We start from the raw sequence: 19,199 nt of genomic DNA on the forward strand, positions 1-19,199 counted from the left end.
GTGAACAGCCAGCAGTCCCGCCCCGCCGAGAACCCGTCGTCCGGCCCCGCCCGCAACCCCGTGGGCGGCCATGTGCCCGTCGCCGGCGGCCTGCACTCCGTGGGGCTGTCCTACGCCCGTGAGCTGCGGGCCGAGACCGTGCAGGTCTTCGTCGCCAACCCGCGCGGCTGGGCCACCCCGGCGGGCAGCCCCCGGCAGGACGAGGCGTTCCGCGCGGCCTGCGCCGAGGACTCGATCCCGGCGTACGTGCACGCCCCCTACCTGATCAACTTCGGTTCGGGCACCGAGGCGACCGTGGAGCGGTCGGTGGAGTCGCTGCGGCACTCGCTGCGGCGCGGCCGGGAGATCGGGGCGCTCGGGGTCGTCGTGCACACCGGCAGCGCGACCGAGGGGCGGACCCGGGAGGTGGCGCTGAAACAGGTGCGCACGCACCTGCTCCCGCTCCTCGACGAACTCACCGAGGACGACGACCCGTTCCTGCTCCTGGAGTCCACCGCCGGGCAGGGCGCGTCACTCTGTTCCCGGACCTGGGACTTCGGGCCGTACTTCGAGGCGCTGGACGCCCATCCCAAGCTGGGCGTCTGCCTGGACACCTGCCACGTCTTCGCCGCCGGGCACGACCTGACCGGGCCGAGCGGGATGCACCGGACGCTCGACCTGCTGGTGGACACCGTCGGCGAGGGGCGGCTGAAACTGATCCACGCCAACGACTCCAAGGACGTCGTCGGCGCGCACAAGGACCGGCACGAGAACATCGGCGCCGGGCACATCGGCGAGGAGCCGTTCCGCGCGCTGATGACCCACCCGGCGACCGCGGGCGTCCCGCTGATCATCGAGACGCCCGGTGGCAAGGAGGGGCACGCGGCCGACGTGGAACGCCTCAAGCGGCTCCGCGACGGCTGACGTCCCGCCGGCCGGGGTTCAGCCCGCCGCCAGCGGCACCGCCGCCAGCAGCAGGCCCGCGCCCAGCAGGGCCATCGAGCCGCGCAGCCAGCGGTACTTCGCCGAGAGGATCACGCTGACGTCCTGGAACTGGGTGAGCAGCCAGCCCACCGGGTCCGCCCCGGCCTCGGCGGCGGCGCAGCGCAACGTCTCCCGGTCGACGCCGCCCAGCGCGTCGGCGTAGAAGGTCGGGCCGGGTGCGGAGCGGACCGTGCGGGTGCGGGGCACGATCACCGCGAGCAGCAGCAGGGTGCCTGCCGCCCAGAGCGCCCCGCCCGCCGCGAGGAGGGCGAGGGCGATGCCGGAGACACCGGCCGGCGTCCCGCCGCCGAGCACCAGCGCCGGTACCGCGACGGCTCCCGAGAGCAGGACGGACGCCTTCACGTCCGCCCTGCCCAGGTCCTCGCGCACGGTCAGCAGCAGCCGTTCGGCGACGTAGTGCGCGGCGGCGTCCGCGGGGCCGGCGGGAGCGCCCGGGTTCATCGGCGGGCCTCGGGGCTGGAGTCGTCCTCCACCCCCGTCCCCTCACCGGGAACGGCGTCCGTCGGGGAGACCGGCGGGGCCGGCGGGATCGGCGGCGGCGCGTCGGCCGGGAGCAGCGGCGGCGCGGGCGGCATCGGCGGTATCGGCAGGGAGGTCGGGGCCTGCGGCAGCCCGTTCGGGAAGACGCCGGTGGAGACCGTACGGCTGTACTCGATGAGGGCCTGCACCTGGTCGTCGATCTGGTGGCGCTGCACCACTCCCTGGTTGATCAGGTTGGTCAGGTAGTCCAGGGCGCCCTTGCGCTGTTCGCGGGCCTGCTGCTGGAGCACGCCGAGGATCTCGTGGGCGCGGCTCGGGTCCGCGGCCAGCATGTGGGCGTACTGGACGGTCTCGCCCGCGCTGATCAGCTTCTGCGCGTCGTCGAGGTTGGCGGCGATCCGTGCCTTGTTGACGGTGTCGATGGCCTCCTGGACCATGCTGCCCTTCTCCACCGCGACCATCTGGGCCTGGTGGTCGGCGGCCGCCTGACCGAGGTCGATGCGGACGAACACCTGGGTGGAGAGGCCGAGTTCGGTGCCGAAGTCGCTCCACCGGCCGCTGGCCAGCTCGTCCTGGATGGCCTCGTCGACCTGCTGGGCCGAGTCCAGGCTGTAGCGGCGGCTGAGCCCGCGCAGCCGGGCCTCCAGCGAGGGCCTGAGCATTCGCTCCACGTCGACCACGCGCTTCTCGGCGGCCAGGTAGAAGTCGTGCACCTCCCAGTTGACGTCCGCGCCCGCCCGGAACCGGGACCGGTCGCCGTAGGTGGGCAGCTCCAGCTGGAAGGAGACCTGGTGCTGGCCCCGGGCGATCCAGCACACCGAGGTGGGCTTGCCCATCAGCGGCTTGTTGACGTGCTCGGCGCCGCGGACGGTGATGACGCTGTACCCGCCGTTCTTGTAGTAGAGCACCGAGGCGACCTGGCTGTTGCGGTGCCGGTAGGCGGCCTGCGGGGCGAACTCGCGGACGAAGGGACCTCTGAGGTCGTGCGGAAGGACGAACTCCTGGTCCTGCGGGGGCCATTGGTTGTACGTCATGATGCGCTCGCTCCCTGGACCGCCCCCCACAGGCGGCGGACCTGCTGTTCGTTCAGTGGTTGGTCGGGGTCTTCGGTGAGTTCCTTGATGAGGGCCAGCAGCCGGTTGCGGTCGTCGTGGCTGTGCACGAGCAGCGGCAGGAACCGCTCCAGCCGGTCGGCCCAGGGCTGGTCGGCCGAGCCGCGCAGCCAGTCGGACACGGTCTCGACGGCCGCCTCGTAGGACCGTGGGGTCTGCAGGGCCGTCCAGAGCAGCCCGGCCAGTTCCGGGGCGAGGGCGGGCCGTACCTCGGCGAGGGCGAGCATCAGCGGCCAGTCGCCATGGCCCTCCAGGTCCTCGTGCGGGTTCCAGAGGTCGCTGACGGGCAGGCCGGCCAGGTAGACCGTGGTCTGCAGGCCGAGGTCCTGCTGGGGCCTGCGGGCGTCGGAGAGCCAGGCCCGGATCCGGCGCAGGGTCTGGCCCTCGGGGTGGGCGCCGGCGAAGTGGGCGACCTGGACCGCCGCGGCGGAGCGCAGCTTGCCCTCGTCGCGGACGCCGATGCCGCCGAGCAGGTCGAGGGAGTCGCGGACGCTGTCGGTGGCCCGGCCCCGGCCGAGTACCGCGCCCGCGGTCCAGCGCAGTTCCTCGTCCCCGTACCGGGCCCAGGATCCGACCAGGGCGCGGATGGCGGTGCCGACCTCCGGTGAGCCGAGGGCCACGTCGAGGACGGTCGCGGCGAACAGCCGGCGCGGGGCCCGCTCGGACCGGGCCATCGGCGTGACCAGTTCGTGCACGGTGTGGGAGAGGTCGAGGCGGCACAGATGGCCGGCGGCGACGGCGGCCCGGACCCAGACCTGGGGCCGGGTGTCCTCGCAGAGTCCGGCCAGCCAGCGCAGGACGGGTCCGCGGGCGTTGTGCCGGTGCTGCCACAGGTGGCCGAGGACGGCGGGGGCGAGGGCCTCGCCGGCGAACCGCACGGTACGCACCGGCACCTCCTCGGTGCCGACCTCCTCCGTGCCGAGTTCGGCGACCGCGCGGGCGGAGACCAGGCGGGCGTCGACGCCGTCGCTGAACAGCGGGCGCCCGGGGGTGGCCTCGGGGTCGACGGTGACGGCCAGTTCCCAGGCGAGCGCCTCGGCGGCCTCGGCGACGGCACTGAGCGACGCCCCGTCGAGGACGGCGACGGCGATCCGGTAGGCCGCGTCCCGCAGCCGCTCCGGGGTCTCGGAGCGGATGCCGCCCGCGAACCACTCGGCGGCCTGGTCCTCGGCGAACCTCCGGCATTCGGCGAGGAGTTCGTCGTGGCTGAGCTTGCCCTGGGTGTGCCGGGCCAGCAGGGTGGCGAAGCGGGCCGCCTCCGCGGGCCGCAGGTCGTTCAGTCCCCGCGCGGCCAGGACGTCGGGGTCGAGCGCCGTCGCCCGGGCACGCTCGTAGTCGGGTCCCGGGCCGTCGAGTTCGAGGGCGAGGTGGCCTTCGAGCACGGCGGTCTGGGCGGCCGGGGTGTGGGCGCGGTAGTAGCGGGCGCCGCGGGCGAGCACGTCACCCGGTTCGGGGGTGGCGAGCAGGACCGCGTAGGCGTCGTTGCGGCCGAGCAGTTGGCAGAGCCGGTCCAGGCCGGTCTCGTCGGGCAGCGCGGTGCCGGGTTCCAGCGCGTAGCCGTGGCCGCCGCGGATCTGGTCGTCGTCGAGCTTGTCCAGGTCGGTGCGCGGGTCGAGCCGGGAGACCTGGCCGCCGGTCAGCCTGTCGAGGAGGGACAGCGCGGTGTAGGCGCGGCCGGTGCCGGGCTGGCCGAACAGCACCAGGAGCCGTCCGGTGCCCAGTTGGTCCAGGTAGTCGTCGTAGTCCGGGGGCTGCGTGAAGACCTGGCGGAGCCGGAGCAGTTGGTCCTCCGGCAGGGGGCCCGCGAGCACGCGCTCCGTCGTCTGCCGGCCGTAGAAGTTCATGGTGCCGACGGAGCCGGAGCTGACCAGGGTGCCGGATCCGTACTGGCTCACGGTCGAGCGGTAGACGCGGGAGGCGGCGGCCGCGGCCCCGGGGAGCGCCTCCTCGCCGAGCGGGTCGGCGGCCGAGCCGCCGATGACGTCGGCCTTCTCCGGCTCAGGTGCCCCGGCGGGCTCGGCGCCCTGCGGCTTGTCCGGTTCGGCCTTCTGCTGCGGCTGCTGCTGGGGTTGGGGGGAGGCCGGGGGCGGCTGGGGGCCCTGTGCGTTCACCGGCCACCGCCGTCGGAGAAGTTGATGGTGTCGATGGTGCCGCCGACCACGATCCGCCCGGTCCCGTGCTGATGAATGTTCTGCACGACCCGATCCCCGACGGCAGCGCCGTCCGCGGACACCGGGGAGTCGGTGGGCGCCGGGGTGTCGGTGGGTGTCGGGGTGTCGGTGGGTGTCGGGGTGTCGGTGGGTGTCGGGGTTTCGGTGGGGTGGGGTGGCCGGGGGGCCGGTGGGGTGCTCGCCGCCGGGGGGTGGTCCCGGGCCGGGTCGGGGGGTTCGGACCGGCCGGGGACCATGAACCAGGCGGTGGTGCGGCCCTCCTTGAGGTCCACGTCGTGCCGGCGGTAGTGCCCGGGGTCCACCCAGCGCCCGCCGGGCAGGACGAAGTCCTCGTGCACCCGGTCGGACGCGGCCACCACCAGGGGCGCCCCCTCCGCCGCCTTGAGGATCGCCTTCGTGACGGTGCAGTCGGCCAGTCGGCAGGCCAGGTCGACGGCGCGGCCGGAGCGCCCGTGGGCGTCGGCCGTGACCCGCCCGATGTGCAGGCCGACGCGCAGCCGCAGCGGCTTTCTGAGGTGCTGGTTGGTCTCCCGCAGGTTCTGGTGGAGGTGTTCGATCCACTCCCCCACCACCCGGACGGGCGGTACGTCGGGCGTCAGCACACCGAGGATGCCGTCACCGCGGTCCTCCTGGTAGAGCCGCGGCGGGCGGATGCCGGCCCGTTCGAACGCGGTGCCCGTGACGTCGTAGAGCCTGCGCCGCATCTCGGGTTTCTCGGTGTCGGACAGCAGGCCCGAGCCCTGTGCGTCCACGTTGACGATGAAGCCGTACGCGGCTTCCCCCTCCATCGCTTTCTCCTCCCTGCGTCCCGCCGGGCTCCCGGCCGCCTGGCTGCGATGGTCGCGGAGCCGGCCGGTCGCCGCTGTAGCCGTTTACACAGCACGGGACTCGGTGTTCTCAGGTCTCGTGCGGTTGTCCGGCGGCGAGCAGGCGGAGCGGGTCCAGGTCGGCCACGGCCAGGGTGCCGGGGCCGGTGCGGACCAGCCCCTGTTCCCGTAACAGGCGCAGCGCCTTGGCGACCGCCTCGCGGGTGGAGCCCACGGACGCGGCCAGTTCGTGCTGCGCGAGGGGCAGCCGTATGGTCACGGCCTCGCCCTCCTGGCGGCCGGCCCGGTCGGCGAGCTCGACCAGGCGCTCGGCGAGCCGTTGCAGCACGGTCATGGAGGCGAGCGCCCGGCGCTCGTGGTCCGCGCTGCGCAGCCGCTCGGTGAGCTGGATCGTCATCAGCACGTTGGCGTGCGGCCGGGCGGCCAGGAACCGGCGGAACCGCTCTCCCGGTACGACCAGACCGGTCACCTCGCCGAGGGTGCTGACCGAGGCGCTGCGCGGACGGCCGTCCAGCGCGGCCATGTCGCCGACGACCTCACCGGCCCTCCTGAGGGCCAGGATCAGCCGGCCGCCGCGCTCCGTCGGCGTCCATACCGTGCACCAGCCGCTGAGCAGGACCACCGCGAACGTGGTGCGGTCGCCCTCCGAGACGACCGTGTCGTACGGCGGGTACTCGTGCCGGGTGCCCAGGGCCGCGAGTGCCTCACGGTCCCCCGGACCCAGACCCCCCATGAAGGTATGCCGCTCTCCGAACAGCCCCACCGTCGTCCCCCGACCGCTCGCCCCCGAACCGGATCACAAGCGGAACCCCAAGGGCCCCTCGGATCCGTGTCCGCCCGGCGCGTCTCCCGCCAGGCAAGGATCTCAGCGTAGCGCTCTGGGCACCGTATGTGTCCGCTGTTACCGGAACGAGCCCGAACCCTTCACGGCAACGGCAGAGCCGGGGTCAGACCACGGGGCCGTCTCCCGGTTCCTCCTGGTAGGAGTAGCGCTGTTCCTTCCAGGGGTCGCCGATGTTGTGGTAGCCGCGCTCCTCCCAGAAGCCTCGGCGGTCGGCGGTCATGTACTCGATGCCGCGGACCCACTTGGGGCCCTTCCAGGCGTACAGGTGGGGCACGACCAGGCGCACCGGGAAGCCGTGCTCGGCGGTGAGGAGTTCGCCGTCCTTGTGGGTGGCGAAGACGGTGCGCTCGGCGGCGAAGTCCGCGAGGCGCAGGTTGGAGCTGAAGCCGTACTCCGCCCAGACCATCACGTGGGTGACGTCGGGGGCGGGCGGCGCGAGCTCCAGGACGGTCCGCGCCTGGACGCCGCCCCACTCCGCGCCGAGCATGCTGAACTTCGTCACGCAGTGCAGGTCGGCGACGACGGTGGTGTACGGCAGGGCCGTGAACCGCTCGTGGTCCCAGGTGTGCGCGTCCCCGTCGGCGGTGGCGCCGAAGACCCTGAACTCCCAGCGCTCGGGCCGGAACTTGGGCACCGGGCCGTAATGGGTGACGGGCCAGCCGCGCTGGAGCCGCTGACCCGGCGGAAGCCCGGACCCTGCGGCTTCTCTGGACGCGCGCCCCTCCGGATGACCCATGCCTTCCATCCTGACAGACCGCGGGCGGTGCACCGGACCAGACGAACCGCCCGAAGACCACCAAAGGCCTCAACCCATTCCAAGAACGGACTTACTCACTAAGTACGCACTTACTGGACGATCTTCGGCGCCGGTGCAATCATGCGCCGCAAACGTCCCCATCCGTCCGGTACGGAACCCATGCGGAAGGAGCCTCTGCGATGCAGGGCGACCCCGAGGTCATCGAATTCCTCAACGAGCAGCTCACCGGCGAGCTCACCGCGATCAACCAGTACTTCCTGCACGCGAAGATGCAGGAGAACTTCGGCTGGTACAAGCTCGCGAAGTACACCCGGCACGAGTCGTTCGACGAGATGAAGCACGCCGAGGTGCTCACCGACCGGATCCTGTTCCTGGAGGGGCTGCCCAACTACCAGCGGCTGTTCCACGTGCGCGTGGGACAGACCGTGAAGGAGATGTTCGAGGCCGACCGGCAGATCGAGGTGGAGGCGATCGACCGGCTCAAGCGCGGGATCAAGGTGATGCGCGAGAAGGGCGACATCACGTCCGCGAACATCTTCGAGGACATCCTCGCCGACGAGGAGCACCACATCGACTACCTCGACACCCAGCTGGAACTGCTGGAGAAGCTCGGCGAGGCGCTCTACATCGCACAGCTCATCGAGCAGCCCGAGAGCAGTGACTAGGCCGCCTCGTCCAGCCTCGTGAGTGCCGGGCGGCCCTGGTCGGCGAGTTCTCGGCGGGGGCAGGCGCCACGGCCGAGGATCGACTGGATGCGGCGCACGCACGATCCGCAGTCGGTGCCCGCCTTGCAGGCGGAGGCTATCTGGCGGGGGGTGCAGGCGCCGTCCGCCGCGTGCTGCTTGACCTGGGCCTCGGTGATGCCGAAGCAGCTGCAGACGTACACGCGGTTCCACCTCCCTGCGGGACGGTTCTTCCTACTGCCATCCCGCTTTCCGGTGAGGCAAACCTAACCTTACCCACCGTCCGGGAACCGCAAAAGTGCCAGGGGCGCGGATCCGGTGTGATCCGCGCCCCAGAGCAGTCGCTCAGCACGCTCACTGGTCCCGGTACATCTCCGCGACCAGGAACGCCAGGTCGAGGGACTGGCTGCGGTTCAGCCGCGGGTCGCAGGCCGTCTCGTAGCGCTGGTGCAGGTCGTCGACGAAGATCTCGTCGCCGCCGCCCACGCACTCGGTGACGTCGTCACCGGTGAGTTCGACGTGGATGCCGCCCGGGTGGGTGCCGAGGGTCTTGTGCACCTCGAAGAAGCCCTTGACCTCGTCGAGCACGTCGTCGAAGCGACGGGTCTTGTGACCCGAGGCCGCCTCGAAGGTGTTGCCGTGCATCGGGTCGGTCACCCACGCCACCGTGGCCCCCGACGCGGTGACCTTCTCGACCAGCTCGGGGAGCTTGTCGCGGACCTTGTCGGCGCCCATCCGGACGATGAAGGTCAGCCGGCCCGGCTCGCGGTCCGGGTCGAGGCGGTCGATGTACCGCAGCGCGTCCTCGGCCGTCGTGGTCGGGCCGAGCTTGAGGCCGATCGGGTTGCGGATCTTCGAGGCGAACTCGATGTGCGCGCCGTCCAGCTGCCGGGTGCGCTCACCGATCCACACCATGTGCCCGGAGACGTCGTACAGCTTGCCGGTGCGGGAGTCGACCCTGGTCAGGGCGGACTCGTAGGCCAGCAGCAGCGCCTCGTGCGAGGAGAAGAACTCGACGGTCTTGAACTCCTCCGGGTCGGTGCCGCAGGCCCGCATGAAGTTCAGCGCGTTGTCGATCTCGCGGGCGAGCTGCTCGTAGCGCTGGCCCGACGGGGAGGACTTCACGAAGTCCTGGTTCCAGGCGTGCACCTGGCGCAGGTCCGCGTAACCGCCGGTGGTGAAGGCACGCACCAGGTTCAGCGTCGAGGCGGACGCGTGGTACATCCGCTTGAGCCGCTCGGGGTCCGGGATCCGCGAGGCCTCGTCGAAGTCGAAGCCGTTGACGGAGTCGCCGCGGTAGGTCGGCAGCGTCACGCCGTCCCGGGTCTCGGTCGGCTTGGAGCGCGGCTTGGAGTACTGGCCGGCGATCCGGCCCACCTTGACCACGGGCACGGACGCCGCGTACGTCAGCACGGCACCCATCTGGAGGAGCGTCTTCAGCTTGTTGCGGATGTGGTCGGCCGACACCGCGTCGAAGGCCTCGGCGCAGTCGCCGCCCTGCAGGAGGAACGCCTCGCCCTTGGCGACGGCCGCCATCCGGGCGCGCAGCTGGTCGCACTCGCCCGCGAAGACGAGCGGCGGATACGACTCCAGCTCCGCAACGACTGCGCGCAGAGCCTCGGGGTCGGGGTACTCGGGCTGCTGCGCCGCGGGCAGGTCTCGCCAGGTGTTGCCAGCGCTCGCGCTGGTCTTAGCGTTCACGGTCACCTCGTAAACATTACGGGGTCGTGTCGCCATATTTTCCTCCGGCTCGACTGGTGAGACACCGCGCTTGTCCTGTGGACAGGGCGGGTGGTGGGGTAGGGTTTTCCGCATGTTCGCGCACTCGACCCAGAACTGGTGGTGGACCGCTTCTCCGGCGGCCCACTGACTGCGCGTACGCAAGACTTCGCGAAGGCCGCCCGAGGGGCGGCCTTCGGTGTTTCCGGGGTCGTTCCTCTCCCACCTGCCAGAGGACCGCAGAGGAACACCATGGACCTGACCCAGTTGCTCCACGACGACCGCCCCTTCGCCCTGCTCCGCCGCCGCACCCCCGGCCAGGACGAGAACACGGTGGAGGTCCTGGTCGGGCCGGTCACCGCCCGGGAACGGCTCGCCGACCTGCCGGCGGAGGGCCTCGCCCTGGTGCCGTTCCGGCAGATCCGCGAGCGGGGCTTCGACGTGCGGGACGACGGGACGCCGTTGCTCGTGCTCACCCCCGAGCTGGTGGACCGGGTGCCGCTGGCCGAGGCCCTGGCCGCGCTGCCCGCCCACGACGTGCATGTGGAACGCGGCGGCTTCGACGTCGACGACGACGCGTACGCCGGGATCGTCGGCCGGGTGCTGCGCGAGGAGATCGGCCGGGGCGAGGGCGCGAACTTCGTGATCCGCCGGACCTACCAGGGGGAGATCCCGGGCTTCGGGCGCGCGGACGCGCTGGCCCTGTTCCGGCGGCTGCTGGCGGGCGAGCGGGGCGCGTACTGGACGTTCGTCGTGCACACCGGGGACCGGACGCTGGTCGGGGCCAGCCCCGAGGTGCACGTGCGGGCGTCCGGCGGCACGGTGGTCATGAACCCGATCAGCGGCACGTACCGCTATCCCGCCGAGGGCCCGACCCCCGAGCACCTCCTCGGCTTCCTCGCCGACGGCAAGGAGATCGAGGAGCTGTCGATGGTCGTCGACGAGGAGCTGAAGATGATGTGCACCGTCGGGGACATGGGCGGTGTCGTCGTCGGCCCCCGGCTCAAGGAGATGGCGCACCTCGCGCACACCGAGTACGAACTGCGCGGGAAGTCCTCGCTGGACGTGCGGGAGATCCTGCGGGAGACCATGTTCGCGGCGACCGTGACGGGGTCGCCGGTGCAGAACGCCTGCCGGGTGATCGAACGGCACGAGGTGGGTGGGCGCGGCTACTACGCGGGCGCCCTGGCGCTGCTCGGCCGGGACTCCGGCGGCGCCCAGACCCTGGACTCGCCCATCCTCATCCGCACCGCCGACATCGACGCGCGCGGGCACCTGCGGGTCCCCGTCGGCGCCACGCTGGTGCGCGGCTCGGACCCGGCGGGCGAGGTCGCCGAGACCCACGCCAAGGCGGCGGGGGTGCTGGCGGCGCTGGGGGTACGACCGGCACGGCCGCGGAGCGAGGAGCGGCGCCCCCGGCTGGCGGACGACCCCCGGGTGCGGGCCGCGCTGGACGGGCGGCGGGCGTCGCTCGCCCCGTTCTGGCTGCGGATGCAGGAGCGGACCGGTGAGCTGACCGGACACGCGCTGGTGGTGGACGGGGAGGACACGTTCACGGCGATGCTCGCGCACCTGCTGCGCTCGGGCGGGCTCGACGTGACCGTACGGCGCTACGACGAGCCGGGGCTGCGGGCGGCCGTGCTCGCGCACGCGGGCCCCGTCGTGCTGGGCCCGGGACCCGGTGACCCGTCCGACCCGGCCGATCCGAAGATGCGGTTCCTGCGGGAGCTGACGGCCTCGGTGGTGCGCGAGCACCGGCACGGGGTGCTGGGCGTCTGCCTCGGGCACGAGCTGATCGCGGCGGAGCTGGGGCTGGAGATCGTCCGCAAGGAGGTACCCCACCAGGGGGCGCAGACCACCGTGGACCTGTTCGGGCGCACGGAGACCGTCGGCTTCTACAACAGCTTCACGGCCCGCTGCGACGAGGACGCGGCCCGTGAGCTGGCGGCGCACGGGGTCGAGGTGAGCCGGGCGGAGAACGGCGAGGTGCACGCCCTGCGGGGGCCACGTCGTGCCGGAGGCAGGCCGAGGAACGCGGTCGCCGGGGTGCAGTTCCATCCCGAGTCGGTGCTCACGTTGAACGGGGTGAGCGTGGTGCGCGAGCTGGTCGCCGGGTTGCGGGGCGCCCGGACGCTCCCCGAGCGGTGGCCGGCCCGGTAGCCGAGGACGGGTCCGGGGCCGTACGCCGGTACGGCCCCGGGGCCCGGCGTCAGCCGAAGAACACCCCGGCCTCCTCGTACAGCTTCGGGTCGACGGTCTTCAGCTTGGCCGTGGCCTCCGCGATCGGTACCCGGACGATGTCGGTGCCGCGCAGCGCGACCATCGTGCCGAAGTCGCCGTCGCGGACGGCATCGATGGCGTGCAGGCCGAAGCGGGTGGCCAGCCAGCGGTCGAAGGCGCTGGGCGTGCCGCCGCGCTGGATGTGCCCGAGGACGGTGGTCCTGGCCTCCTTGCCGGTGCGCTGCTCGATCTCCTTGGCCAGCCACTCGCCGACCCCGGAGAGCCGGACGTGCCCGAAGGAGTCGAGGGACCCGTCCTTGAGGACCATGTCGCCGTCCTTGGGCATGGCGCCCTCGGCGACGACCACGATCGGCGCGTAGGAGGCCTTGAAGCGGGAGGTGATCCAGGCGCACACCTGGTCCAGGTCGAAGCGCTGCTCCGGGATGAGGATGACGTTGGCGCCGCCCGCGAGACCGGAGTGCAGGGCGATCCAGCCGGCGTGCCGACCCATCACCTCGCAGACCAGGACCCGCATGTGGGACTCGGCGGTGGTGTGCAGCCGGTCGATGGCCTCGGTGGCGATGCCGACGGCGGTGTCGAAGCCGAAGGTGTAGTCGGTGGCGGACAGGTCGTTGTCGATGGTCTTCGGTACGCCGACGACGGGCACGCCGTACTCGTCGGTGAGGCGGGCGGCCACGCCCAGGGTGTCCTCGCCGCCGATCGCGATCAGCGCCTCGACCTCGAGCTTGGCGAGGTTGTCCTTGATCCGGCGGATGCCGTTCTCCTGCTTGAGCGGATTGGTCCGTGAGGAGCCGAGGACGGTGCCGCCGCGGGGCAGGATGCCGCGCACGGCGGGGATGTCGAGGCGGACGGTGTCGCCTTCGAGTGGTCCGCGCCAGCCGTCCCGGAAGCCGACGAAGTCGTAGCCGTACTCCTGCACGCCCTTGCGGACGACGCCCCGGATGACGGCGTTGAGCCCGGGGCAGTCGCCGCCTCCGGTCAGTACTCCGACCCGCATGGAAATGTCCCTTCGCCGCGGTTGCCTGGTGAGGCTCACGCTAGTGGTGATCCAGGTCACACAGGGATGGGCGGGAAGGGCAATTCCGGTGAATCCGTGGGCGGTTGGTTTACATGCCGTCAAGCGCGAAGATCACATCAGCTGTGGATCATTCGTCGTCGAGGCCGCGCTCTATGGCATACCGGACCAGTTCCACCCTGTTGTGCAACTGGAGTTTGCCGAGGGTGTTCTGCACGTGGTTCTGGACCGTGCGGTGCGAGATGACCAGACGCTCCGCGATCTGCTTGTAGCTCAGCCCCTTGGCCACCAGACGCAGCACCTCGGTCTCCCGGTCGGTCAGCCGGGGCGCGTCCGGCCCGTCGGCGTCCGCCGCCGGGGCCGGTTCGGAGGCCAGCCGGCGGTACTCGCCGAGGACCAGACCGGCCAGACCGGGCGTGAACACCGGGTCCCCGACGGCGGTACGCCGCACCGCGTCCAGCAGTTCCTCCGTCGACGCCGACTTCAAAAGGTAGCCGGTCGCGCCGGACTTCACCGCCTCCAGGACGTCGGCGTGCTCCCCGCTCGCCGACAGCACGAGCACCCGCAACGCCGGGTTGTGGCCCACGAGTTCCTTGCAGACCTGGACGCCGGGCTTGGCGGGCAGGTTGAGGTCGAGGACGAGGACGTCCGGCGCGGCGGCCTTGGCGCGGCGCACCGCCTGGTCGCCGTCCCCGGCGGTGGCGACCACCTCGAAACCGGACTCGGCCAGGTCCCGGGCGACCGCGTCGCGCCACATGGGGTGGTCGTCGACCACCATCACCTTGATGCTCATCGTCGCTCCGCCTTCCCCAGGGAGACCTTCGGTACCTTCAGCTCCACTTCCGTGCCCTGCCCGGGAGTCGAGAACAGCTCGGCGCTGCCGCCGAGGTCGCGCAGCCGCCCGCGGATCGACTGGGCCACCCCGAGCCGCCCCTCCCCCTCGGCCTGGGCGAGCCGGCCCTCGGGGATGCCGGGGCCGTCGTCCCGCACGGTCACCACGATCCCGTCGGGCTCGTCCTCGACCAGGATCCAGGCCCGCGCCCGCTCCCCCGCGTGCCTGCGCACGTTGTCCAGGGCGGCACCGACGGCGGCGGCCAGCTCCTGTGCCGCACACGCCGGCAGCTCCACCGGCGCACCGGGCTCGGCCAGGTTGACCCGGGAGCCGGCGTACCGCGCGAGCAGCGTGCGCAGGTCGACGGGTCCCGACTCGTCGGGCTCCTCGACCAGGCGTACGACCGCGCCCTCGGCCTCGTCCTCCGAGACCCGTGAGGCGGGCAGCAGGCCGCCGGAGACCAGGGTGCGCAGGGCCACCTCCTGCTCCCCCGCCATCCGCCCCAGTTCGGCCGCCTCGCCGCCGAGGACCGTACCGCGCCGCTGCACCATGGCCAGCACCTGGAGCACGCTGTCGTGGATGTCCCGGGCGAGCCGCTCCCGCTCCCGGGTGGCCGCCTCGATCTCCAGGGCGCGGGCGAGGGTGCGCTCGGAGGCGCGGGCCACCTCGACGACGTAGCCGATGGCGATGGAGGCGACCCAGACCAGGATCACGTTGTGGACGGTGTCGCGGGCCGGGTGGCCGCGCTCGACGAGGTTGGCGGCGGCCACCGGGGTGGAGGCGAACGCGGCCCAGCGCCAGCCGCCCTTGAGGGCGTAGGCGAGGACCGAACCCGCCGTCCATATCGACGGCAGCGTGGGCCCACCGCGGTCGATGTGGCCCTGGGTGACCACCCAGGGGGTCAGCACGATGCCGGTGAGCGCGACGGCGAGGTCCACGGCGAGGAAACGCCTGGTGCAGGCCGCCGCGCCCTGGACGCGGGGCAGGGTGGCCAGCGTCCAGACGGTCAGGACGGCGTAGTAGGCGATGGCGACGCCCGGCCGGTCGTAGTCCTCGTAGGCGGAGGCGAACAGGCCGATCGCGTAGAGCAGGGTCAGCACGCGGTAGCCGGTGAGCGCACGCCACAGCGGCTGCTCCACCGACATCCGTACGACACGTTCCCGCTTGGTCATCTCCCCCGGTCCCCCCAGTCCCCCTCGCGCGCCCCCGCGCCACCGCCCCGGTGCTACGACCCGGCGGTCTTCTTCTCCGCCTTCGCCGCGTCCTTCTCGGCCTTCGCGGCCTCCGCGAGCTGCCGCTTGGCAGCAGTCGCGTAGATGTCGACGTACTCCTGGCCGGAGAGCTTCATGATCTCGTACATGACCTCGTCGGTCACCGCGCGCAGCACGAACCGGTCGTGCTCCATGCCCTGGTAGCGGCTGAAGTCCAGGGCCTTGCCGATGCGGATGCCCGGACGCATCAGCTTGGGCATCACCTGCCCGGGCGGCTGGATCTTCTCGGTGTCGATCATGGCGACCGGGACGACCGGGGCGCCGGTCGCGAGCGCCACGCGCGCGAGGCCGCCGGGCTTGCCGCGGTAGAGCCGGCCGTCGGGCGAGCGGGTGCCCTCCGGGTAGATGCCGAACAACTCCCCGCGCTCCAGCACCTCTATGCCGCTCTTGACCGCCGCCTCGCCCGCGCCGCGCGCCCCGGAGCGGTCCACCGGGAGCTGGCCGACGCCCTTGAAGAAGGCGGCCGTGAGGCGGCCCTTCACGCCGGGCGTGGTGAAGTACTCGGCCTTGGCGATGAAGGTGACCTTCCGGTCGAGCACCGCGGGCAGGAAGAACGAGTCCGAGAAGGACAGGTGGTTACTCGCCAGGATCGCCGGGCCCTCGGACGGGACGTTCTCCAGGCCCTCCACCCAGGGCCTGAAGGTGACCTTGAGCGGTCCCCCGATAGCGACCTTCATCGCGCCGTACAACAACCGAGTGCCTCCTGTTTCCGTAGATCAGACCATAACCCGCAGCGCCGGGAATGGCCCCGACGACCCTGGTCGGTGTCAGTGCCGTCGCGTACGGTGAAGCACATCGGAAGTCGTCGTTTCCACCTCCCGCAGTTCCCACCTCACGCAGTTTCCCTGGTTCCCCGTGGTTCGCCCCTCTCACGAATTGGAGAGCGAAGGTGCCGGTTCTCCCCGGAGCCGAGCCGTACCGCCATGCCGGCGGAGAGGTCGGTGTGCTCCTCTGTCACGGCTTCACCGGCTCGCCCCAGTCACTGCGGCCCTGGGCCGAGCACCACGCCGCGCACGGCCTGACGGTGTCCCTGCCCCTGCTGCCGGGCCATGGCACACGCTGGGAGGACATGCAGGTCACCGGCTGGCAGGACTGGTACGCGGAGGTGGACCGCGAGCTGCGGCTGTTGCGCGAGCGCTGCGCCCAGGTGTTCGTGGCGGGCCTGTCGATGGGTGGCACGCTGGCGCTGCGACTGGCCGCGAGGAACGGGACGGGTGTGGACGGCGTGGTGGTCGTCAACCCGGCGAACAAGGTGCACGGCCTGTCCGCGTACGCCCTTCCGGTGGCCCGGCACCTGGTGCGCACGACCCGGGGCATCGCCAGTGACATCGCCAAGCCGGGCGCCGCGGAGGTGGGGTACGACCGGGTGCCGCTGCACTGCGCGCACTCGCTGCGGAACTTCTTCCGTACGGTGGACGGCGAGTTGCCGCGGGTGACCCAGCCCCTGCTGCTCCTGCGCAGCACCCGGGACCACGTGGTTCCGGCGGTCGATTCCGCCCGGATCCTGAGCCGGGTGTCCTCCACGGACGTAACGGAGGTCGTGCTGGAACAGAGTTACCACGTGGCGACGTTGGACCACGACGCGGACCGGATCTTCGAGGAGAGCCTCACCTTCATCGGACGGCTCGCACCCAGTGTCGGCAAGGAAGGGACGGCCGCAGTTGGCTGAGCACGACTCCGACCGCGAGGACCGCGAGCCGGACGAGAAGGGAGTGCCCTTCGACGAGGCCGCCGCCTGGGCGGCGATCGTCGCGGGCTACGGCGAGGAGCCACCGGATCCGCCGGGTACGACGCCGTTCAAGCCGGTGAAGGACCTGGCGCTGCCGCCGATGGAGGAGGACGAGGCCGCGGCCGGTCCCCAGGCCGCTCAGGAGAAGCCCCCGGCGAGACCGCTGGGCAGCTCCGTCTCCTTCGCGCCGGGGGTGGGTCCGCGTGACTACACGGCGCCCGAGGCGTCCGAGGACGACTTCGACGAGGACGACGAGGGCCACTTCGTACCGCCGGAACCGCCGCCGCTGCCGACCGCCGACACGACGGCCCGGTTCGCCTGGCTGGGTGTGGTGGGCGGGCCCGTGCTGCTGCTGATCGCGGTGCTGCTGGGCTGGGACATGACGTGGTGGCTGGCGACGCTGGGGATCGGCGGGTTCCTCGGCGGGTTCGTCACCCTGGTGACCCGGATGAAGACGGACGACGACGAGGACGGCGACCCCGGACGGGGCGCGGTGGTCTGAGCGCCGCTCTACGCCGCGGGGATCCTGAGGGCGGCCAGTACGGGCAAGTGGTCCGTGGCCGCCCTCACGGCAGTGCCTCCTGACGCCGCCCTCGCACTGCTCGGCCCCGAGGGCCTCACAGGCTTCGGACGGCTGCGCGGGACTCCGTCCGTCGGTTCTGGTTCAGGGCGCGGGCAGCCGCAGGGCGGCCAGTACGGGCAAGTGGTCCGTGGCCTTCCTCACGTCTGCTTCCGTGACGCCCGGGTGGTTGACCGGGACGCCGCAGCCGAGGACCTCGATGCCCTTCGTCGCGAAGATCGCGTCGATGCGCTGGTGCGGGTCGGTGGACCAGGAGGTGAACTCGCCGCCCCAGGGGGCGGTGACATGGCAGTCCTGGTAGGCGTCGGCCAGGCGGCGGAAGGTGCGGCCGTCGGGCCGGTCGTTGAGGTCGCCGCCCACGACGGCGTGCTCCACGCCCAGGCCGGCGACCCGGTCCAGGAGCATGCCGCCCTGCTCGTAGCGCTCGTCCTGCTGGAGGCTGAGGTGGAAGCTGGTGACGCCGAGGCGGACGCCGCCGAACCGGACGACGGCGGTGGCGAGGCCGCGGCGGTGCAGTCCGGGGGTGAGCGGGAGCAGCACGTCCTCGGTGCGCTCGACGGTGGCGCGCAGGCCGCAGAGGATCGCCGGGCCGGCCGCGGTCGCGCCGCCGGTGAGGATCACCAGGTCGCAGGCGGAGGCCAGGCGGGCGAGCTTCTTGCGCCAGCGGAAGAAGCGGGGGGCTTCCTGGACGAGGACCAGGTCGGGGGCGCAGGCCTTGATGACGCGGGCGAGGGCGTCGGTGTCGTCGCGCAGGGAGCGGATGTTGTAGCTCAGGACGCGGATGACGGCGGAACCGTCGGGCTCTGTGTGGGAGTTGGGGAGCGACGCGGTTGCCATGCCGTCAATTTACGTCACGCAGGGGTCCGGGCGCCTGGTGGGTCGGGGCACGAGGAACGTGCGCGACTGCCGGTGCGTCGTGGCTTGTCGCGCAGTTCCCCGCGCCCCCGCAAGAGGCAGGTGGGACCCGTGGACGGCGTTTACATGATCGGGTCGGGCTCTCTCGCCAGGTCCGCCGCTCCCACCAGGCCCGCCTCGTTGCCCAGCTGGGCCGCGATGACCTCGGCCACCGGGCGCCAGTTGCCGCCGACCAGCCAGCGCTTGTAGGACTTGCGGATCGGGTCGAGGACCAGTTCGCCCTCGTCCGAGAGGCCGCCTCCGACGATGAACGCGGACGGGTCGAAGAGGGAGGCGAGGTCGGCGAGACCGGCGCCGGCCCAGCGGGCGAGCTCGCGGTAGGAGTCGACGGCGACCGGGTCGCCCTGGCGGGCGGCCATGGAGATGTGCTTGCCCTCGATGCCGTCGGGGCTGCCGTCGCCGAGGCCGAGCAGGATCTCCGCGGCCTCGGGGGTGGCGTTGGCGCGCTGCTTGGCGTAGCGGACGAGGGCCCGGCCGGAGGCGTACTGCTCCCAGCAGCCCTGCGAGCCGCAGCCGCACAGCAGCCCGTCCGGGACCATCCGGATGTGCCCGAACTCGGCGGCGACCCCGAAGTGCCCGCGGCGCAGCTTGTTGCCGATGATGATGCCGCCGCCGAGGCCGGTGCCGAGGGTGATGCAGATGACGTTGCGGTGGCCCTTGCCGGCACCGAACTTGTACTCGCCCCAGGCGGCGGCGTTGGCGTCGTTCTCCACGACCACGGGGAGACCGACGCGGGCCTCGACCTTCTCCTTCAACGGCTCCTGGCGCCAGTCGATGTTGGGCGCGAAGTAGACCGTGGAGCGCTGCCGGTTCACGTAACCGGCGGCCCCGATGCCCACGCCGACGATCTCGTGCCCGGCGCGGGCGCCCTCTACGGCGGAAGCAATGGCGTCCACGATGCCCTCGGGCGTACCCGGGGTCGGCACCTTGTGGGTCGAGAGGATGTTGCCTTCCTCATCGACCACGCCGGCCGCGATCTTCGTGCCGCCGATGTCGACGCCGATGGTGAGTCCCATGAATCCCTCAGTTTCGGTCGAGC

20 protein-coding genes are annotated in these 19,199 nt (G+C 72.1%); 6 read left to right on the forward strand and 14 right to left on the reverse strand.

Annotation, left to right across the window (positions count from 1 at the left end):
- Positions 1-903 carry a deoxyribonuclease IV gene (locus ACZ3KP_RS27225; protein ID WP_467502377.1) on the forward strand — a complete coding sequence of 301 codons (903 nt, stop codon included), beginning with the start codon at positions 1-3 and terminating at the stop codon, positions 901-903.
- Positions 904-921: 18 nt separating this feature from the next.
- Here ACZ3KP_RS27225 and ACZ3KP_RS27230 read toward each other — a convergent pair whose 3' ends face one another.
- The 6 genes from ACZ3KP_RS27230 to ACZ3KP_RS27255 all read right to left on the reverse strand — a co-directional run bounded on the left by ACZ3KP_RS27230 (position 922) and on the right by ACZ3KP_RS27255 (position 7,154).
- A complete protein-coding gene (locus ACZ3KP_RS27230; RefSeq protein ID WP_467502379.1) occupies positions 922-1,425 on the reverse strand; it encodes a Pycsar system effector family protein in 504 nt (167 codons plus the stop codon).
- Positions 1,422-2,498 carry a hypothetical protein gene (locus ACZ3KP_RS27235; protein WP_358975829.1) on the reverse strand — a complete coding sequence of 359 codons (1,077 nt, stop codon included), beginning with the start codon at positions 2,496-2,498 and terminating at the stop codon, positions 1,422-1,424. Before ACZ3KP_RS27235 ends, ACZ3KP_RS27230 begins: the two co-directional genes overlap by 4 nt.
- Entirely contained in the window at positions 2,495-4,687 is a 2,193-nt protein-coding gene (locus ACZ3KP_RS27240; RefSeq protein ID WP_467502381.1) for a hypothetical protein, read from the reverse strand. The genes ACZ3KP_RS27235 and ACZ3KP_RS27240 overlap by 4 nt, the downstream gene beginning before the upstream one ends.
- On the reverse strand, positions 4,684-5,535 hold the full coding sequence (locus ACZ3KP_RS27245; protein WP_467502382.1) for a nucleotidyl cyclase domain-containing protein: 852 nt from the start codon (positions 5,533-5,535) through the stop codon (positions 4,684-4,686). The genes ACZ3KP_RS27240 and ACZ3KP_RS27245 overlap by 4 nt, the downstream gene beginning before the upstream one ends.
- Before the next feature lie 109 nt (positions 5,536-5,644).
- Positions 5,645-6,307, reverse strand: a complete 663-nt coding sequence (locus tag ACZ3KP_RS27250; protein WP_467502384.1) for a Crp/Fnr family transcriptional regulator — start codon at positions 6,305-6,307, stop codon at positions 5,645-5,647.
- Positions 6,308-6,521: 214 nt separating this feature from the next.
- Positions 6,522-7,154: a sulfite oxidase-like oxidoreductase gene (locus ACZ3KP_RS27255; RefSeq protein WP_467502386.1), complete on the reverse strand. Its 633-nt coding sequence runs from the start codon at positions 7,152-7,154 to the stop codon at positions 6,522-6,524.
- Positions 7,155-7,354: 200 nt separating this feature from the next.
- Between ACZ3KP_RS27255 and bfr the strand changes: the two genes are divergently transcribed.
- On the forward strand, positions 7,355-7,840 hold the full coding sequence (bfr, locus tag ACZ3KP_RS27260) for a bacterioferritin (protein ID WP_358975843.1): 486 nt from the start codon (positions 7,355-7,357) through the stop codon (positions 7,838-7,840).
- Here the strand turns inward: bfr and ACZ3KP_RS27265 are convergent.
- Positions 7,837-8,061: a (2Fe-2S)-binding protein gene (locus tag ACZ3KP_RS27265; protein ID WP_467502387.1), complete on the reverse strand. Its 225-nt coding sequence runs from the start codon at positions 8,059-8,061 to the stop codon at positions 7,837-7,839. The two genes, bfr and ACZ3KP_RS27265, sit on opposite strands and share 4 nt — an antisense overlap.
- Positions 8,062-8,212: 151 nt before the next feature.
- Positions 8,213-9,565: a class II 3-deoxy-7-phosphoheptulonate synthase gene (locus ACZ3KP_RS27270; RefSeq protein ID WP_467502389.1), complete on the reverse strand. Its 1,353-nt coding sequence runs from the start codon at positions 9,563-9,565 to the stop codon at positions 8,213-8,215.
- A 106-nt stretch (positions 9,566-9,671) separates the two neighbouring features.
- Between ACZ3KP_RS27270 and ACZ3KP_RS27275 the strand changes: the two genes are divergently transcribed.
- Together ACZ3KP_RS27275 and ACZ3KP_RS27280 are read left to right on the forward strand one after the other, a co-directional pair.
- Positions 9,672-9,728: a trp operon leader peptide gene (locus ACZ3KP_RS27275; RefSeq protein WP_071659820.1), complete on the forward strand. Its 57-nt coding sequence runs from the start codon at positions 9,672-9,674 to the stop codon at positions 9,726-9,728.
- A gap of 101 nt (positions 9,729-9,829) precedes the next feature.
- Positions 9,830-11,737 carry an anthranilate synthase family protein gene (locus tag ACZ3KP_RS27280; protein WP_467502391.1) on the forward strand — a complete coding sequence of 636 codons (1,908 nt, stop codon included), beginning with the start codon at positions 9,830-9,832 and terminating at the stop codon, positions 11,735-11,737.
- Positions 11,738-11,786: 49 nt separating this feature from the next.
- Here ACZ3KP_RS27280 and ACZ3KP_RS27285 read toward each other — a convergent pair whose 3' ends face one another.
- From ACZ3KP_RS27285 to ACZ3KP_RS27300, 4 genes are all read right to left on the reverse strand, one after another.
- The gene (locus ACZ3KP_RS27285; protein WP_358975852.1) at positions 11,787-12,815 is read right to left on the reverse strand and encodes a 6-phosphofructokinase; all 1,029 of its coding nucleotides are present in this window, start codon (positions 12,813-12,815) and stop codon (positions 11,787-11,789) included.
- Between the two features lie 148 nt (positions 12,816-12,963).
- Positions 12,964-13,626, reverse strand: a complete 663-nt coding sequence (locus ACZ3KP_RS27290; protein WP_360527387.1) for a response regulator transcription factor — start codon at positions 13,624-13,626, stop codon at positions 12,964-12,966.
- A complete protein-coding gene (gene macS / locus ACZ3KP_RS27295; protein ID WP_467502393.1) occupies positions 13,623-14,837 on the reverse strand; it encodes a MacS family sensor histidine kinase in 1,215 nt (404 codons plus the stop codon). Before macS ends, ACZ3KP_RS27290 begins: the two co-directional genes overlap by 4 nt.
- A 53-nt stretch (positions 14,838-14,890) precedes the next feature.
- Positions 14,891-15,613, reverse strand: a complete 723-nt coding sequence (locus ACZ3KP_RS27300) for a lysophospholipid acyltransferase family protein (RefSeq protein ID WP_358975860.1) — start codon at positions 15,611-15,613, stop codon at positions 14,891-14,893.
- Between the two features lie 212 nt (positions 15,614-15,825).
- Here ACZ3KP_RS27300 and ACZ3KP_RS27305 point away from each other — a divergent pair, with 212 nt between their 5' ends.
- Positions 15,826-16,605 carry an alpha/beta hydrolase gene (locus ACZ3KP_RS27305; RefSeq protein WP_467502395.1) on the forward strand — a complete coding sequence of 260 codons (780 nt, stop codon included), beginning with the start codon at positions 15,826-15,828 and terminating at the stop codon, positions 16,603-16,605.
- Entirely contained in the window at positions 16,598-17,167 is a 570-nt protein-coding gene (locus ACZ3KP_RS27310; protein WP_132886310.1) for a hypothetical protein, read from the forward strand. Before ACZ3KP_RS27305 ends, ACZ3KP_RS27310 begins: the two co-directional genes overlap by 8 nt.
- A 162-nt stretch (positions 17,168-17,329) precedes the next feature.
- On the opposite strand, the gene ACZ3KP_RS27315 is transcribed toward ACZ3KP_RS27310, so the two are convergent.
- Both ACZ3KP_RS27315 and ACZ3KP_RS27320 read right to left on the reverse strand, forming a co-directional pair.
- On the reverse strand, positions 17,330-18,082 hold the full coding sequence (locus ACZ3KP_RS27315; RefSeq protein ID WP_467502397.1) for an endonuclease/exonuclease/phosphatase family protein: 753 nt from the start codon (positions 18,080-18,082) through the stop codon (positions 17,330-17,332).
- Positions 18,083-18,222: 140 nt separating this feature from the next.
- Complete coding sequence (locus tag ACZ3KP_RS27320) at positions 18,223-19,176, reverse strand: ROK family glucokinase (protein WP_132886312.1); 954 nt, start codon at positions 19,174-19,176, stop codon at positions 18,223-18,225.
- Positions 19,177-19,199 lie beyond the last annotated feature (23 nt).

The sequence above is a fragment of the Streptomyces sp. NPDC020958 genome, from assembly GCF_055562175.1.

Bases quoted from the DNA above. Each gene is read 5' to 3' on its own strand.
- ACZ3KP_RS27230 (WP_467502379.1), bottom strand. From the start codon at position 1,425: ATGAACCCGGGCGCTCCCGCCGGCCCCGCGGACGCCGCCGCGCACTAC.
- ACZ3KP_RS27235 (WP_358975829.1), bottom strand. From the start codon at position 2,498: ATGACGTACAACCAATGGCCCCCGCAGGACCAGGAGTTCGTCCTTCCG.
- ACZ3KP_RS27245 (WP_467502382.1), bottom strand. From the start codon at position 5,535: ATGGAGGGGGAAGCCGCGTACGGCTTCATCGTCAACGTGGACGCACAG.
- ACZ3KP_RS27250 (WP_467502384.1), bottom strand. From the start codon at position 6,307: ATGGGGGGTCTGGGTCCGGGGGACCGTGAGGCACTCGCGGCCCTGGGC.
- ACZ3KP_RS27255 (WP_467502386.1), bottom strand. From the start codon at position 7,154: ATGGGTCATCCGGAGGGGCGCGCGTCCAGAGAAGCCGCAGGGTCCGGG.
- bfr (WP_358975843.1), top strand. From the start codon at position 7,355: ATGCAGGGCGACCCCGAGGTCATCGAATTCCTCAACGAGCAGCTCACC.
- ACZ3KP_RS27280 (WP_467502391.1), top strand. From the start codon at position 9,830: ATGGACCTGACCCAGTTGCTCCACGACGACCGCCCCTTCGCCCTGCTC.
- ACZ3KP_RS27285 (WP_358975852.1), bottom strand. From the start codon at position 12,815: ATGCGGGTCGGAGTACTGACCGGAGGCGGCGACTGCCCCGGGCTCAAC.
- ACZ3KP_RS27290 (WP_360527387.1), bottom strand. From the start codon at position 13,626: ATGAGCATCAAGGTGATGGTGGTCGACGACCACCCCATGTGGCGCGAC.
- macS (WP_467502393.1), bottom strand. From the start codon at position 14,837: ATGACCAAGCGGGAACGTGTCGTACGGATGTCGGTGGAGCAGCCGCTG.
- ACZ3KP_RS27300 (WP_358975860.1), bottom strand. From the start codon at position 15,613: ATGAAGGTCGCTATCGGGGGACCGCTCAAGGTCACCTTCAGGCCCTGG.
- ACZ3KP_RS27315 (WP_467502397.1), bottom strand. From the start codon at position 18,082: ATGGCAACCGCGTCGCTCCCCAACTCCCACACAGAGCCCGACGGTTCC.
- ACZ3KP_RS27320 (WP_132886312.1), bottom strand. From the start codon at position 19,176: ATGGGACTCACCATCGGCGTCGACATCGGCGGCACGAAGATCGCGGCC.